Origin of the sequence: Agrobacterium genomosp. 2 str. CFBP 5494, assembly GCF_900013495.1 — a bacterium.
GTDB lineage: Bacteria > Pseudomonadota > Alphaproteobacteria > Rhizobiales > Rhizobiaceae > Agrobacterium > Agrobacterium pusense.
In genome coordinates, this window is the sequence record NZ_LT009718.1 from 1825112 (window position 1) to 1840883 (window position 15772).

Annotated in this window: 14 protein-coding genes, 1 tRNA gene and 1 pseudogene; 7 read left to right on the top strand and 9 right to left on the bottom strand. The window is 59.5% G+C overall.

Annotated elements, in window-relative coordinates:
• Positions 1-78: 78 nt before the first annotated feature.
• On the top strand, positions 79-1089 hold the full coding sequence (dusA, locus tag AGR2A_RS08965) for a tRNA dihydrouridine(20/20a) synthase DusA (protein WP_037089192.1): 1011 nt from the start codon (positions 79-81) through the stop codon (positions 1087-1089).
• A gap of 6 nt (positions 1090-1095) precedes the next feature.
• On the opposite strand, the gene AGR2A_RS08970 is transcribed toward dusA, so the two are convergent.
• A complete protein-coding gene (locus tag AGR2A_RS08970) occupies positions 1096-1896 on the bottom strand; it encodes a DUF72 domain-containing protein (protein ID WP_072494367.1) in 801 nt (266 codons plus the stop codon).
• Between the two features lie 56 nt (positions 1897-1952).
• Positions 1953-4873, bottom strand: a pseudogene (gene uvrA, locus AGR2A_RS08975) (excinuclease ABC subunit UvrA).
• A 264-nt stretch (positions 4874-5137) separates the two neighbouring features.
• On the opposite strand from uvrA, the gene AGR2A_RS08980 reads away from it, so the two are divergent.
• Together AGR2A_RS08980 and AGR2A_RS08985 are read left to right on the top strand one after the other, a co-directional pair.
• Positions 5138-5716 carry a single-stranded DNA-binding protein gene (locus AGR2A_RS08980; RefSeq protein WP_048902810.1) on the top strand — a complete coding sequence of 193 codons (579 nt, stop codon included), beginning with the start codon at positions 5138-5140 and terminating at the stop codon, positions 5714-5716.
• A gap of 33 nt (positions 5717-5749) precedes the next feature.
• The gene (locus tag AGR2A_RS08985; protein ID WP_234704074.1) at positions 5750-6013 is read left to right on the top strand and encodes a hypothetical protein; all 264 of its coding nucleotides are present in this window, start codon (positions 5750-5752) and stop codon (positions 6011-6013) included.
• A 53-nt stretch (positions 6014-6066) separates the two neighbouring features.
• Here the strand turns inward: AGR2A_RS08985 and AGR2A_RS08990 are convergent, their stop codons facing one another.
• Both AGR2A_RS08990 and AGR2A_RS08995 read right to left on the bottom strand, forming a co-directional pair.
• Positions 6067-7215 (bottom strand): CBS domain-containing protein, encoded by a 1149-nt coding sequence (locus AGR2A_RS08990; protein WP_072494368.1) that lies wholly within the window; start codon positions 7213-7215, stop codon positions 6067-6069.
• 127 nt (positions 7216-7342) lie between these two features.
• Positions 7343-7972, bottom strand: coding sequence for a MarC family protein (locus AGR2A_RS08995; protein ID WP_035208833.1), 630 nt, complete (start codon positions 7970-7972; stop codon positions 7343-7345).
• A 216-nt stretch (positions 7973-8188) separates the two neighbouring features.
• Between AGR2A_RS08995 and gyrA the strand changes: the two genes are divergently transcribed.
• The gene (gene gyrA, locus AGR2A_RS09000; protein WP_004441736.1) at positions 8189-10981 is read left to right on the top strand and encodes a DNA gyrase subunit A; all 2793 of its coding nucleotides are present in this window, start codon (positions 8189-8191) and stop codon (positions 10979-10981) included.
• 92 nt (positions 10982-11073) lie between these two features.
• On the opposite strand, the gene AGR2A_RS09005 is transcribed toward gyrA, so the two are convergent.
• The 3 genes from AGR2A_RS09005 to AGR2A_RS09015 all read right to left on the bottom strand — a co-directional run bounded on the left by AGR2A_RS09005 (position 11074) and on the right by AGR2A_RS09015 (position 13769).
• Complete coding sequence (locus AGR2A_RS09005; RefSeq protein WP_004441743.1) at positions 11074-11334, bottom strand: hypothetical protein; 261 nt, start codon at positions 11332-11334, stop codon at positions 11074-11076.
• An 82-nt stretch (positions 11335-11416) separates the two neighbouring features.
• Positions 11417-12910, bottom strand: a complete 1494-nt coding sequence (locus AGR2A_RS09010; RefSeq protein ID WP_080822672.1) for a D-alanyl-D-alanine carboxypeptidase — start codon at positions 12908-12910, stop codon at positions 11417-11419.
• Positions 12911-13049: 139 nt separating this feature from the next.
• On the bottom strand, positions 13050-13769 hold the full coding sequence (locus AGR2A_RS09015; RefSeq protein ID WP_072494369.1) for a hypothetical protein: 720 nt from the start codon (positions 13767-13769) through the stop codon (positions 13050-13052).
• A 131-nt stretch (positions 13770-13900) separates the two neighbouring features.
• On the opposite strand from AGR2A_RS09015, the gene AGR2A_RS30045 reads away from it, so the two are divergent.
• Both AGR2A_RS30045 and AGR2A_RS09025 read left to right on the top strand, forming a co-directional pair.
• Positions 13901-14164, top strand: coding sequence for a hypothetical protein (locus tag AGR2A_RS30045; RefSeq protein WP_004441746.1), 264 nt, complete (start codon positions 13901-13903; stop codon positions 14162-14164).
• A gap of 15 nt (positions 14165-14179) precedes the next feature.
• Positions 14180-14407, top strand: a complete 228-nt coding sequence (locus AGR2A_RS09025) for a hypothetical protein (protein ID WP_022556128.1) — start codon at positions 14180-14182, stop codon at positions 14405-14407.
• A gap of 277 nt (positions 14408-14684) precedes the next feature.
• Here AGR2A_RS09025 and AGR2A_RS29530 read toward each other — a convergent pair whose 3' ends face one another.
• Entirely contained in the window at positions 14685-14987 is a 303-nt protein-coding gene (locus tag AGR2A_RS29530) for a hypothetical protein (RefSeq protein WP_162702017.1), read from the bottom strand.
• On the opposite strand from AGR2A_RS29530, the gene AGR2A_RS09035 reads away from it, so the two are divergent.
• Positions 14988-15077, top strand: a tRNA-Ser gene (locus tag AGR2A_RS09035).
• Positions 15078-15200: 123 nt separating this feature from the next.
• On the opposite strand, the gene AGR2A_RS09040 is transcribed toward AGR2A_RS09035, so the two are convergent.
• The gene (locus AGR2A_RS09040; RefSeq protein ID WP_004441749.1) at positions 15201-15539 is read right to left on the bottom strand and encodes a hypothetical protein; all 339 of its coding nucleotides are present in this window, start codon (positions 15537-15539) and stop codon (positions 15201-15203) included.
• Positions 15540-15772 lie beyond the last annotated feature (233 nt).

Genomic DNA, 15772 nt, shown 5'->3' on the forward strand with positions numbered 1-15772 from the left:
CAGTTCAAAATTGCCTCGCCTGCAAAACTGGCTTTTTACGGTCCTTTGCTGTAGAAGCCGGCGCAAAGAGGTTAATCCATGTACAGACAAGCGCTTGCAAGCGGCGAAAAAATCTTCGCCGTGGCCCCCATGATCGACTGGACGGATACGAGGTGCAGGTTTCTGCACCGGCAATTGTCGAAGCGTGCGCTGCTTTACACCGAAATGATCGTTGCCGACGCCATCATCCATGGCCAGCGTGACAGGCTGCTCGGTTATCACCCTCAAGAACACCCCGTCGCGTTGCAGCTCGGCGGGTCTGATCCGGCCAAGCTTGCCGAAGCGGTGCGGATCGCCGGGGACTACGGTTATGATGAAATCAATCTGAATGTTGGCTGTCCCTCGGATCGGGTGCAATCCGGCACCTTCGGCGCTTGCCTGATGCGCGAGCCTGATGTGGTGGCGCAATGTGTGGCCGCAATGAAGGCTGCCGCCAGTGTGCCGGTTACCGTGAAATGCCGGATCGGGGTGGATGAGCAGGAACCGGAAGCGGTTCTGCCTGATTTTCTGAAGAGGGTTGTTGCGGCGGGTGCGGACGCGGTCTGGGTTCACGCGCGCAAAGCCTGGCTGCAAGGGCTTTCGCCAAAGGAAAACCGCGAAGTGCCGCCGCTCGATTATGACCTCGTCTATCGCATGAAGCGGGAAAATCCTGACGTCTTTATCGGCATCAACGGCGGTATCGCCGATCTCGATCAGGCGAGCGGACATCTCCAGCATATGGATGGCGTGATGCTCGGCCGGGCCGCCTATCACAACACCTCCATCCTTGCCGACGTCGACCATCGCATCTATGGCGAGGAGGCCCGCCACCCGGACTGGATGGCGCTGCGTGACGCGATGATGGCCTATGCCGCCGATTATATCGCCGCGGGCGGACGTCTCAACCACGTCACCCGCCATATGGTCGGACTGTTTCAGGGCATGCCCGGCGCGCGCCGTTTCCGGCAAATCCTCTCCAGCGATGCCACGAGGCCCGGGGCAGGGCCGGAGGTCATCGAGGCCGCTTTCGCCAGCATCGATGTCAGCGCCACGAAAGACATGGCGGGCTGAAAGCGCTCAGACCGCCCTTTGCAGTTCCTGCGCACCATTAGGCGCATTGACCTTGCCGCCGGTAATGAAGAAAGCGAAAACATCGCGCGGGGTCTTCTCAACCTTCCGATCCGGCGCGATCAGCGGCAGATCGTCCGGCACACCGCCCCTCGCATAGGTCTTTACCCGCTCAGCCCAGTGCGTGATCTCTTTTTTCGGATAGCAGGTCTCGATGTCGTCCTCGCCCTTCTGCAGGCGGCAATAAACGAAATCGGCCGTTACGTCAGGCAGCATCGGATAATCGTGATGGTCAGCGCAGACGACGGCGACCTTGTGCCTGGCAAGAAGTTCGATGAATTCCGGAACCTGGAATGTCGGGTTGCGCACCTCCACGACATGGCGAAGAGTGAGCCCGTCCTGCTTTTCGGGCAGCAGCGCCAGAAATGCACCGAAATCCTCCGCGTCGAATTTTTTCGTGGGCGCAAACTGCCAGAGGATGGGACCGAGATGGGACCCGAGTTCCGTCAACCCCTGCGTCAGGAACTTCGTCATCGACTCACCTGCCTCGGCCAGAACCCTGCGGTTGGTGACAAAGCGGCTTGCCTTTAGCGAAAACACGAAATCCTCGGGCACTTCGGATGCCCATTTCGCAAAGGTCTCCGGTTTCTGGCTGCTGTAATAGGTGCCGTTCACCTCGATTGCCGTGAGCTGCCGGCTGGCGTGTTCCAGCTGGCGTTTTTTCGGCAGTTTTTCGGGATAAAAAGTGCCTTCCCAGGGCTCGAAGGTCCAGCCGCCGATACCGGTGCGGATCGTGCCTGATGTCGACATATCTAGTTCCTCCTCCGGCCTTCGGCCTTTCGAACCTTTGCGACGAAAGCTGCGGCTTACTCCGCAGCCTCCCGTTTTCCGGCCGGCCGGCGCTCCAGAAGCTCCTTCAGGAAGTGGCCGGTATAGGAACGCTCCACCTTGACGATGTCTTCCGGCGTGCCCGTGGCCACCACTTCGCCGCCGCCCGTGCCGCCTTCAGGCCCGATATCGATGATCCAGTCCGCCGTCTTGATGACTTCGAGATTATGCTCGATCACCACCACGGAATTGCCCTGTTCCACCAGCGCATGCAGCATTTCGAGCAGCTTGTTGACGTCGTGGAAATGCAGGCCCGTCGTCGGCTCGTCGAGAATATAGAGCGTGCGGCCCGTCGAGCGCTTCGACAGTTCCTTGGCGAGCTTGACGCGCTGCGCCTCGCCGCCTGAAAGCGTATTGGCCTGCTGTCCGACCTTGATGTAACCGAGGCCGACATCGAAGAGCGATTGCAGCTTGTCGCGCACGGCGGGAACGGCGGCGAAAAATTCGACGCCTTCCTCAACCGTCATATCCAGCACGTCGGCGATGGATTTGCCCTTGAAGGTGACGTCCAGCGTCTCGCGGTTATAACGCTTGCCGTGGCAGACGTCGCAGGTGACGTAGACGTCAGGCAGGAAGTGCATCTCGATCTTGATCACCCCGTGCCCTGGCAGGCCTCGCAGCGGCCACCCTTGACGTTGAAGGAGAAGCGGCCGGGCGCGTAACCACGAGCCTTGGCTTCCGGCAGGCCGGCGAACCAGTCACGGATCGGCGTAAAGGCGCCGGTATAGGTGGCCGGGTTGGAACGCGGCGTGCGTCCGATCGGCGACTGGTCGATATCGATCACCTTGTCGATGAATTCGAAACCATCGATGCGGTCGTGCTCGGCCGGGATTTCACGCGCGCCCATGACCCTGCGCGCCGCCGATTTATAGAGCGTCTCAATCAGGAAGGTGGATTTGCCGCCACCCGAAACCCCGGTTACGGCCGTGAAAACACCGAGCGGCACAGCGGCCGTGACATTCTTCAGGTTGTTGCCGCGTGCGCCGAAAACCTTGATCTCGCGGCCCTTCTTGGGTTTGCGGCGCTCAGCCGGCACGGCAACGCCGAGTTCACCGGAGAGATATTTGCCGGTCAGCGATTTCGGATTGGCCATCACTTCCTGCGGGGATCCTTCGGCAATCACCTGGCCGCCGTGAATACCGGCCGCCGGGCCGATATCGACCACATAATCCGCCGTCAGAATGGCGTCCTCATCATGTTCGACCACGATGACGGTGTTGCCGATATCGCGCAGATGTTTGAGCGTATCCAGCAGGCGCGCATTGTCGCGCTGGTGCAGGCCGATCGAGGGCTCATCGAGAACGTAGAGAACGCCGGTGAGGCCAGAGCCGATCTGCGAGGCCAGACGGATACGCTGGCTCTCCCCGCCCGACAGCGTGCCCGAATTGCGCGACAGGCTGAGATAATCCAGCCCTACATCGTTGAGGAATCGCAGGCGTTCGCGGATTTCCTTGAGAATACGGACGGCAATTTCATTCTGCTTCGCGTTCAGGCTTTCCGGCAGCACCTCGAACCAGTCGCGCGCCGTCCGGATAGACATTTCGGTGACTTCACCGATATGCAGCTTGTTGATCTTGACCGCCAGCGCCTCCGGCTTCAGGCGGTAACCGGCGCAGGCCGGGCAGGGGGCTGCCGACATATAGCGCTCGATTTCCTCGCGCGCCCAGGCGCTGTCTGTCTCTTTCCAGCGCCGCTCCAGATTGGGCACGATGCCTTCGAAGTTCTTGACTGTCTTGTAGGAGCGGGCGCCGTCCTGGTAATTGAACTCGATCTTGTCGTCAGTGCCCTGAAGAATGGCGTGCTGCGCCTCCTTCGAAAGATCGGACCACTTGCTCGAAAGCTTGAATCCGAAGGCTTTGCCGAGCGCTTCCAGCGTCTGGTTGTAATAGGGCGACGATGATTTTGCCCAGGGAGCAATGGCCCCGTCACGCAGGGTACGGGCCGGCTCCGGCACGATCAGGTTCTCATCCACCTTCTGCTGCGAGCCAAGGCCATCGCAGCTGGGGCAGGCGCCGAAGGGGTTGTTGAAGGAGAAGAGACGCGGTTCGATTTCCGGAATGGTGAAGCCGGAAACGGGGCAGGCGAATTTTTCCGAAAACAGCACCCGCTCATGGGTCTCGTTGAGAGACTTGTTGGCGGAACCACCGGCGGCTGTCTCTTCGGGCGGCAGGGGCCTGTCGGCAAATTCGGCAATTGCCAGACCATCGGCAAGCTTGAGGCAGGTCTCGAGACTGTCGGCAAGACGCGCGGCCATATCCGGGCGCACGACGGCGCGGTCAACCACCACGTCAATGTCGTGTTTGTACTTCTTGTCGAGAGCAGGAACGTCGGCGATCTCGTAGAACTGGCCGTCCACCTTGACGCGCTGGAAGCCCTTCTTCATCAGCTCGGCAAGTTCTTTCTTGTACTCGCCTTTGCGGCCGCGCACGATCGGCGCGAGGATGTAAAGACGCGTGCCTTCCTCGAAAGCGAGGATGCGGTCGACCATCTGGCTGACCGTCTGGCTTTCAATCGGCAGGCCCGTGGCCGGCGAATAGGGGACACCGACACGCGCGAAGAGAAGGCGCATATAGTCGTAGATCTCGGTGACCGTGCCGACCGTGGAGCGCGGGTTGCGCGAGGTGGTCTTCTGTTCGATGGAGATTGCCGGCGACAGGCCCTCGATCTGGTCGACATCCGGCTTCTGCATCATTTCCAGGAACTGGCGCGCATAGGCCGAGAGGCTTTCGACATAACGGCGTTGGCCTTCGGCGTAGATCGTATCGAAGGCGAGCGACGACTTGCCTGAACCGGAAAGCCCGGTCATGACGATCAGCTTATTACGTGGCAGATCGAGATCGATACCCTTGAGATTGTGTTCACGGGCACCACGGATGGAAATCGTCTTCAGTTCACTCATGACAAGGCTCGGACAAAAATAACAGGCTGGATGGCGGCGCGTCCTTATGTAGTGACGCAGCCGGACGTGTCGAGGTCTATTCCCTATCGGTCGCAGCTTTTCACGATGCTTGACTCGAAATCTGCAATTCAATAGAACAAAAAAGGAACGAATTGCAAGCGCGAATGTCTGCCCCCACAGCTTAAGATTATTCTTTGTGGATAGTTCCATCCTTGCGGTGCCCTTTGCGGGCCGCGGCAGCTATTGTGTGCCGAATTTTTTGAAATGCAATTGCCGGTCATGATGGCCGGCGGACAGGATGACGAGATGGCTGGTAGCGTAAACAAGGTAATTCTGATCGGAAACGTGGGCGCTGATCCCGAAATCCGCCGGACGCAGGATGGCCGACCCATTGCCAACCTGCGCATCGCCACCTCGGAGACCTGGCGGGACCGCAACAGCGGCGAGCGCAAGGAAAAGACCGAGTGGCACACGGTCGTCGTCTTTAACGAAGGCCTGTGCAAGGTCGTCGAGCAATATGTGAAGAAGGGCGCCAAGCTCTATATCGAAGGCCAGTTGCAGACCCGCAAATGGCAGGACCAGACCGGTAACGACCGTTACTCCACCGAAATCGTGCTGCAGGGCTTCAACTCCACGCTGACCATGCTCGATGGTCGCGGTGAGGGCGGCGGCCGCAGCGGCGGCGGCGACTTCGGCGGCGGTAATGATTATGGCAGCGGCGGCGGCTCCAGCTATGGCGGCGGTTACGACCAGCAGTCCTCCTCGCGCGGCGGTTCTTCCCGTGGTGGCAACCAGCCTTCGGGCGGATTCTCCAACGACATGGATGACGATATCCCGTTCTGATCGGACCGGGGACGAAGAAACGTGTGACAGGAGGTGAGCTTGACTGACGAAACCCTGCAGCCAAAACAGCCCGCCACCTGGCGCATCATCCTCGCTTTTTTTCTCGACTTCTGGACGGCGTTTTTCGCCGCCGGATTTCTGGTCGCGACGGTAGCGGGAGGGCGAACGCCCGAAGGTTTCGCCCTCAACGGTGCGCCCGCCTTTATCGCCTTTGCGCTGATCATTGCCTATTTTGTCGTGCTCGGGCGGTTCTTCGGTGGCACACTGTGGCAGCGCCTTTTGAAGGCGAGACGCTGACATCGGGCTTTGCCGTTTTTTTAAGAGAAGAACACTTCGACGCCCGGCGCAATCTATGCCGCGACTTTATCGGCCAGCATCGCCACCATGACATCGGATTGCGAGACGATGCCGACCATCTTACCCCTGGCGTCGATGACAGGCAGATAATGCAATCCTTCCTCCGCAAAGCGGATGATTGCTTCCTCGATTGGGGTTTCCGGCCGCACGGTTTTAACGGGCGATGTCATGATGTCCTTGACCGTATCGTTGGGGGCACTTGCGCCTGACAGGATGAGGCGAAGCCGCTGCAGGAAACCGATCGAGGGACGACCGTTTCTCCAGCTCGCCTTTTCCAGAAAGTCTGTCTGGGTGACGATGCCGACGATTTCGGCGCTGTCATTGGTGACGGGCAACGCCTTGAAATGATGGCTTTGCATCAGGGCATGCGCGTGGCGCAGGCTGTCATCAGGGGCGACGCCGACCACATCCCGCGACATGACACTTTCGCAATCGAGATGCAGCGCGCGACGCCGGTAGGAGCGCAACTCTGTCTTCCGCAGGATGGTTTCCAGCGCGTCGCGGTCGATATCGATGAACTCGTCATATTCCTTCAGCACGTCGTCGAGATCGGTGGAGGAAAAGCCGATTTTCTGAATGGGTGTCGGATCGGCTGTCCCGTGCGTGGCCTTGCCAAGCTTCAGACCGTGTGGATAGGCGCGGCCAGTGGCATTGTTGTAAGCGACGGCCAGGGCAAGAAGGATCAGCGAATTTCCGGCGACCGGCCATAGCAGGAAACCATAGCCGAGGCCATGTATGGCAGGGCCGCCCAGAACGGCCGTCAGCGCCACCGCACCGCTCGGCGGATGCAGGCAGCGCAGCGCCATCATGGCGGCGATGGCCAGGCTGATGGCGAGCGCGCTTGCGAGGAACGGATCCGGAACCAGCAGCGCCACCGTCACCCCGATAAAAGCCGAGACGAAATTCCCGCACAGGATCGACCAGGGCTGCGCCAGCGGGCTGGAGGGTACGGCGAACAACAGGACGGCCGAAGCCCCCATTGGCGCGATCATGGCGGGCAGCGTGGGATCGAAACGAAGAGCGAAACTGGCGAGAATGCCAGTCAGCAGTATGCCGACGAAGGCGCCTGTGGCGGAGCGGAGCCTTTCCCTGTTGCTGACGGGTGCGGCATCGGGAATGATGCGGCGCAGCGTGGAACGCATGGAGATAACTTTCGAATCCGAAATGACACGCGTCTTTTAGCCGAAGCGCCAGCTGAATTTAAGGGAGGATTTTCCGGCATTTCAGCGGTGGCAGGAATTTATTGCGCTGGTGTCGCGCAGGGACGGCTCAGAAAGCGAATGCGGATTTGATCCCGTCGACCACGAATTGCACCGACAGTGCAGCCAGCAGCACGCCGAGAAGCCGGGTAAGGATGGCGCGGCCGGTATTGCCGAGAAAGCGGTCCATCCGTTCCGAGACGATCAAGGCCGCGTAAACGAGAGCCATCGCGAAAGCGAGGATAAGGATGAGCACCACCATCTCGACCGTGGTCTTCATTGAGCCGGCAAGCAGAACGGTGGCGGAAATAGCACCCGGCCCGGCAATCAACGGCAGGGCCAGCGGGAAGACCGCGAGATTGTGGAGATGGTCCTTGGTAATGGCGATTTCCGAGGTCTTTTCCTTGCGCTCCTGGCGCTTTTCGAAAATCATTTCAAAGGCGATCCAGAACAGCAGAAGGCCGCCGGCGATGCGGAAGGCGCCCAGCGAAATACCGAGCAGATTGAGGATTGCGAGGCCGAAGAGGGCAAAGACGGCAAGGATACCGAAAGCGATGATGGAGCCGCGCAACGCCACCTGGCTGCGCTGGTCACGGGTCATTCCGGCAGTCAGCGCCAGAAAGACGGGCGCAAGCCCAGGCGGATCGAGTGTGACCAGAAGTGTGGTAAGCGCATTGATGAGCGTTTCGCTGCTGGCCATTCTTTCCCCGTTGGTTTTGTTTTTAGGCCGGAGCCTACGCAAGTCGCGGGCACTTTGAAAGAGAGCGCCACGCATTTGGGCGGCTAAATCGTGAAAAGCGGCGTTCGTCTTGCAAATGACGCAAAAGCCTGTTCAAAACTCGCCGGGAAATTGGCTTAACGTGGCTGTTTCCGCTATAAAAATCCATCCGATTCTTAACAGAGAATGTGATCCGTTTTGACTGACCAGAGCCCCCCCGGCGGCGGAAAGCTTCCGCCAGGCATTGAACCGATTTCCATCATGGAGGAAATGCAGCGGTCGTATCTCGATTACGCCATGAGCGTTATCGTGTCCCGCGCGCTTCCCGATGTGCGAGACGGCCTGAAGCCGGTTCATCGCCGTATTCTGTACGGCATGTCCGAACTCGGCATCGACTGGAACAAGAAATACGTTAAATGCGCCCGCGTAACCGGGGACGTGATGGGTAAATTCCATCCGCACGGCAACTCGGCAATCTATGATGCGCTGGCGCGTATGGCGCAGGACTGGTCGCTCCGCCTGCCGCTGATCGACGGCCAGGGCAACTTCGGCTCCATCGACGGTGATCCGCCGGCCGCTGAACGTTATACCGAATGCCGTCTGGATAAGGCCGCGCATTCGCTGCTTGACGATCTCGACAAGGAAACGGTCGATTTCCGTGACAACTATGACGGCACCTTGCAGGAGCCGGTCGTCATTCCGGCCAAGTTCCCGAACCTGCTGGTCAACGGGGCAGGCGGCATCGCGGTCGGCATGGCCACGAACATCCCGCCGCATAACCTGTCAGAGGTTATCGATGGCTGTATCGCCCTGATCGACAATCCGGCGATCGAGCTGCCGGAACTGATGCAGATCATTCCGGGCCCTGATTTCCCGACCGGTGCGCTGATCATGGGCCGTTCCGGCATCCGCTCGGCTTACGAAACGGGCCGCGGATCGGTCATCATGCGTGGCCGCGCCACTATCGAGCCGATGCGTGGCGACCGCGAGCAGATCATCATCACCGAAGTTCCCTATCAGGTGAACAAGGCGTCTATGATCGAAAAAATGGCTGAGCTGGTCAAGGAAAAGCGCATCGAGGGCATTTCCGACCTGCGCGACGAATCCGACCGCCAGGGTTATCGCGTCGTCATCGAATTGAAGCGCGACGCCAATGCAGACGTCATCCTGAACCAGCTTTACCGCTACACACCGTTGCAGACCTCGTTTGGCTGCAACATGGTGGCGCTGAACGGCGGCAAGCCCGAGCAGATGACGCTGCTCGACATGTTGCGTGCTTTCGTGTCCTTCCGCGAAGATGTCGTCAGCCGTCGCACGAAATACCTGCTGCGCAAGGCGCGCGAGCGGGCGCATGTGTTGGTCGGTCTGGCGATTTCCGTCGCCAATATCGATGAGGTCATCCGCGTCATCCGGCATGCTCCCGATCCGGCTTCGGCCCGAGAAGAATTGATGACGCGTCGCTGGCCTGCACAGGATGTGGAAAGCCTGATCCGCCTCATCGATGATCCGCGCCACCGCATCAACGAAGACGGGACTTACAACCTTTCCGAGGAACAGGCCCGCGCCATTCTCGAATTGCGCCTCGCACGTCTTACAGCGCTCGGCCGCGATGAAATTGGCGACGAGCTGAACAAGATCGGCGCTGAGATCAGCGAGTATCTGGAAATCCTGTCATCGCGCCTGCGCATCATGCAGATCGTCAAGGACGAGCTTTCCGCCGTCCGCGACGAATTCGGCACGCCACGCCGATCCGAGATCGTCGAGGGCGGTCCCGATATGGACGATGAAGACCTCATCGCCCGCGAAGACATGGTCGTGACCGTTTCGCATCTCGGTTACATCAAGCGCGTGCCGCTGACGACGTATCGTGCACAGCGTCGCGGCGGCAAGGGTCGCTCCGGCATGGCAACGCGCGATGAAGATTTCGTCAACCGTCTGTTCGTCGCCAACACCCACACGCCAGTCCTGTTCTTCTCCTCGCGTGGCATCGTCTACAAGGAAAAGGTCTGGCGTCTGCCGATCGGCACGCCGCAGTCCAAGGGCAAGGCCCTTATCAACATGTTGCCGCTGGAACCCGGCGAGCGCATCACCACCATCATGCCGTTGCCCGAGGACGAAACGACCTGGGAAACGCTTGACGTGATGTTCTCGACGACGCGCGGCACGGTTCGCCGCAACAAGCTCGGCGATTTCGTACAGGTCAACCGCAACGGCAAGATCGCCATGAAGCTGGACGAGGAGGGCGATGAAATCCTCTCCGTCGAAACCTGTACGGACCGCGACGATGTGCTGCTGACGACCGCGCTCGGCCAGTGCATCCGCTTCCCCGTGGACGATGTACGCGTCTTTGCCGGCCGCAATTCCGTCGGCGTACGCGGCATCAACCTGGCCGAAGGCGACCGCATCATCTCCATGACCATTGTGGGCCATGTGGAAGCGGAGCCGTGGGAGCGTGCGGCTTACCTCAAGCGCTCGGCTGCCGAACGGCGTGCCGCAGGCGTGGATGAGGACGATATCGCGCTCGTCGGTGAGGAAGTAACGGAAGAGGGCGAACTCAGTGAGGAGCGCTACCAGGAACTGAAGGCGCGCGAAGAATTCGTGCTGACGGTTTCCGTGAAGGGCTTCGGCAAGCGTTCATCGTCTTACGATTTCCGCACTTCAGGCCGCGGCGGCAAGGGCATCCGCGCCACCGATACCGCGAAGACGTCGGAGATCGGTGAACTTGTCGCTGCCTTCCCGGTGGAAGAAGGCGACCAGATCATGCTGGTATCCGATGGCGGACAGCTCATCCGCGTGCCTGTCAACGGCATCCGCATCGCCAGCCGCGCGACCAAGGGTGTGACAATCTTCTCGACCGCGAAGGATGAGAAGGTGGTTTCCGTGGAGCGCATCAACGAGCCTGAAGGCGACGACGAGGCTGAAAATGGCAATGGCGAGGAGGCAGATGACAATCTGCCGACCACGCCGGAGGCACCGGAAAGCGAGGCGTAAGCCGCCTCGTTTTTCACATCAGGGTCAACAAAAACCCCGCGGTGCCTGTGCGCCGCGGGGTTTTTCTTTGGGTTTCCGTCTGGTGCGGTCTGTCAGCGAATACGTATATGAACCGGTGAGCGCCCCGACCGACGGGCGACGTGCAGGTGAATGCTGGCTTCCGGCTGGTTGGCGCGCCAGGCACGGGCGCCATGCGAGAGCAGCAACGCCACGAGATCACGCGTTTTTGCCTTGGAACGGTTGAGACCGAGATCGGCGATACGCATCGCCGCCTCATGAATGGGATGCAGAACCGACAGGCTGCCATGCCCGTTGCCAGACGCAATGTCCGAATAATTCTCGTTGACTGCCATCTTGGAAAGCCTCGCTACTCATTACACAATTCGAGGAGACAGGCGATGTTCGAAACAGAGAGCACCGCCTGCGGGAACGTCTTCACTGAAGGGATGCCCAGCAGCTGACGCCTTTCTTTTTCAATGCATTGCATGCATTCACCGCGGCGTTCTGGCCATCGAAGCCGCCGAAACGGGCGCGGTATATCTGGGAGCCGTCCTTGCTGTAGGCCACCGTGAAGGGCTTGGCGGAACGCAGCGCCGCACCGCCTTTTTCCTGGGCGCTCTGCAGCAGGCCGCGCGCGGAATTTTCGTCCGGCGATGCGCCAATCTGGATGACCCAGCCGCCCTGCGGCGCGTCAGACCTTGCCGCAACGGAAGGTGCGGAGGCTGCGGAAGCCGAGGTGGAAGCCGTGACGATATTATCGACCTTGGTGGAATTGGTTATCAGCCTGCGATCGGGCGCGGAGGGCGCCTGACGGATGGGGTCTTTACCCTTCTGCCAGGTAGCCGCTTCCATTGCCTTGACGGCTGCATTGGAAGAGGAGCCAGCAAAGGCGGTAACCGGCGCATCCTCGTAACGCGTCTGCGGAACGGGTCCGGCATTGGGCAGGCCGGCATCCGTCGCGGCGACGGCGACAGAGGGAACGGCGGCGGCCACAGCGACCGGCTCTTCGACCGGGGCGGAACGCGTCTGTGCAATCAGGTTGCTGTTGCCGCCACGCGACGCCTGCGGCAGATAGGTTGCAACCAGTTTGCGCATGGTGGCGTCACGGGCAGCGCTGGAGCGACCGCCGAGAACGACGGCGACAATGGAGCGCCCGTCGAGCTGCGCGGAGGTGGCAAGATTGCTGCCGGCTGCACGCGTGTAACCCGTTTTGATACCGTCGACGCCCTTCACGGTTCCGACGAGGCGATTGTGATTGCCGATTACCTGCTTGCCGAAATTAAAAGTGCGGGTGGAGAAGTAACCGTAATATTGCGGAAAATGCTGGCGAAGCGCGATGCCGAGGCGGGCTTGGTCGCGCGCCGTGGTCATCTGGGCTGTATTGGGCAACCCGTTGGCATTGCGGTAGGTCGTGCGCGTCATGCCGAGGGCACGGGCCTTTGCGGTCATCATTCTGGCGAAACGGTCTTCTGAGCCGCCGAGATATTCACCGAGCGCCGTCGCCATGTCGTTGGCCGACCGGGTGACGAGAGCAAGGATCGCCTGCTCGACCGTAATGCTGCCGCCAGCGCGCACACCGAGTTTGGACGGCGGCTCCTTGGCTGCATTCGCCGAAACCGGCACCTTGGAATCAAGAGAGATACGTCCGGCACTGAGGGCTTCGAACGTCAGATAAAGCGTCATCATCTTTGTGAGCGAAGCCGGGTAACGCAGCCCGTCGGGATCCTCGCCGTAAAGCACCTTGCCGGTCTTCGCATCGATGACGATGCCCGCATATTTCGGATCGGCCTTTGCGGTCTGGACGGATGTTGCGGTCATGAACGCCGCCGCAAGTGTCAACGCCACAAACCTTACAAAAGACCCTGTACCCGCTTTGCGCGAATGTGCCCAAGATAGACTTTTCAACACTGCTGAACTCTTCAATCGCATATTTATGTTCCGCTCGGACACGCCCCGCCCGAATGCTCCGGGTAGAAACTTTATCGGGATGGCGTTACCAAGTGGTTTATGAAAGGTATCCGCCTTCCATAAAATGCGACTTTTCACACGCGATCTGTCTCGTGCCGTGTCACGGGTTTTCGTCTTTTACGAGGCGTTTCTCGACATAGGCTGTCACGGCCGCGTCTAGCGCCTGCCATTGCGGCAGCAGGTTGGCCGAGAATCGGTAGAACAGGCTCAGGTCCTGGCCGACGTGGATATCTCTCTGACAATCGCTACCCGGTGTTTCCTGAGGCGTCTGCGGCAGCAGGCAGCGCACCACATAGACGCTTTCGCCGTCGCGTCGGCCGGTCAATATGACTTCCCTGCCATAACCGGAATCAGCGCGCAGCCGATGGAGCAGCAGTCCGTGCTTCAGGGGCGTCGGCTCACCTTCTATAAGTCTGGTATAAATCGGCTCGAAACGTCCTGACATGTCCTGCGACATGGTGCTCTGCGACAGCTGAACGAAAATCAGCCCGACTGCATTTTTCGGATCGTCGAAAAGGGCACGATTCGAATCTCGATACCCCGCAAGGTCGGGCCAGGTGAGGTAGAGGTCGGCGCGCTCATGTGCACCACTGTCACGATCAGACGGATTCCGAAGGGTGTTTTTTGCCAGTTTCAGCCGGTCGTTGCCGATGGTCATCTCCACTTCGTCGGTCGACGTGGTGTGTCCCGCCTGAATAATTCTGTCGCCATACCATTTCATGCCGAAATTGAGCGCAGTGAGAAGGGCGGCAAGGGCTCCGCATATGACGATGACGCGTCTTATGAGGGAAGAGGAAAGGAAGCCTGTGTCGCTATGCATGAGCTTTCAAACTCGCTCTGTCCGCCGGGTTTTCGGCGCGGAAATAACAGGCAAAGCTTTAACCCGCGGCGATCGCCATTGAAATGATGTTTTGCCGCTGCTACCTGATAAGCGCAAGCAAAGGACGGCATATGGCAGCGCGTGACAGATATTCCCGGAAACTCGAATGTTCCAAATGTGGCCATCAGGGTTTTGCCGAGGCGTCCGAGTCGGATGACAAAACCCGCCGGGACGTCGATTTCCGCATTGACGAAATGCCCCGGGGATTTCGCGCAGAACGCCCTTCGGGCGACCCAACCGACTTCATGATCCGCTGCGCCCAATGCGGCAACATATTCCGCTTCCTGCAGAAAACCGCCTATGCGCCGGGAGGCGAGCCGCGCGTCAAGGCCTGAACGGAAGGTGCCGGCATGACTTTACCGCAACAGCCCAACGGAGCGCCGCAAAGGCGCAAACCAATCTGGCCCTGGATCGTTCTGCTGGTGCTCACGCTCTGCGCGATCTATTCCTATAACCGCGCCAACGAAATCATCGCCGAGTTGTCCGATACCTTGCCGCCGGCGCTGCTGAACCTCTTCGAGGACCTTCTCCAGGGGGAAGGCCGGCACGGCCATGGCGGGCCCAGCATCGGCGTTTGAGTGAGACGCCCGCCGTAAAGGGTCGCCCATCCTCCGGCCGCACATCATGTCATGACCATAAAAGAAAAAAGCCCCGCAAAGAGGCGGGGCAGGTTGATCGCTCGGGGAAAGTTGGGCAATGCCCGGGAGCGATGAGTGGGATATAAGAGACAATGGTGCGGACGCGATAGGCCACTTCCGTCCCAAACAGTACGCCGATGCACAAATTTCACTTAATCCGCAGATTTTTGAACGATGAATTTGACGGATCTGTAAGACAACTTGACAGGCTTTCGCTTTATTCTTTGCTCGCCTCGAATTGCACATATTCTCCTTTAACGTAACGTGACATGAGCAGACGCATGGATAAATCCGGAATCCTCTTTGTGGCGCTTTTGTTGGTGCTTGTTGCAATCGTTTTGAGCCTTACGCTGTTCGATACAGCGCAGCAGGTCCCTTCGATACCTTCAGGTGACGGCTCCCTGCTGCCGCCTGCAGCGACCCCGGGGCAATGATCCGCCAACTGTGAGAGAAGGAAGACGATGCTTGTCGGAGCGGGATTGACGCCCTTTTTCAAACCGCTATAAAGCCTCACCACCATGGATGGGTGTCCGAGTGGTTTAAGGAACCGGTCTTGAAAACCGGCGTGCGTGAGAGCGTACCGTGGGTTCGAATCCCACCCCATCTGCCATCAAGCGCAACATCATTCGAATAATGTCGCGACGAGGCGTGTTCCCGCAGCGTTTGGGCATCGCGTACATTCCGTACGAATAAGAAACCCGCCTTTCGGCGGGTTCCAGGCAGCGGTTGTGGATCAGATTTCCGGACAGCCTCGTTCATTTGCGAAGGTGATCCGGTCCGGTCCCCGGCGCGTGAAGCCTTCGACAACAACGCGGCCCGGCGTGACGCGCACGACTTCGGGATCACGAAGGCCTGCTTCACGGGCCGCGGCGCGGGCTTCGCGTTCGCTGCAGCCACGCATGCGTGGAGGACCCCGGCGGTCCATGTCCCGATCACGGTCGCGGATGACGGGACGGACGCCATCCGGGCCGATTCTGAGCTCCATATCCTGGGCACCGGCAGGCATAGGTGCGGCGAAGGATACCAGGGCGATGCCAATCGCCAGACCTGTGGTTTTCATAAAATTTATCATGTTTCCTCCCTCAGCCGAAACCGGCGGAAGCTCGTTTGTTTGCGCGGAGAAAACGCGGTTACCGCTGCTTTGTTCCTTGCGAGGCTGCGAGGGGAGGACTGACGGCGGGCGGATTCCGCCGTGGAGGGGCATGCCGAAAAGATAGAAATCATTAACCACGTTCGTTACAATTTTATCGAATTTGCAAAAGTCGTTCGCATTTTCGCCACGTTATGCACAAGATTAAGCGACTG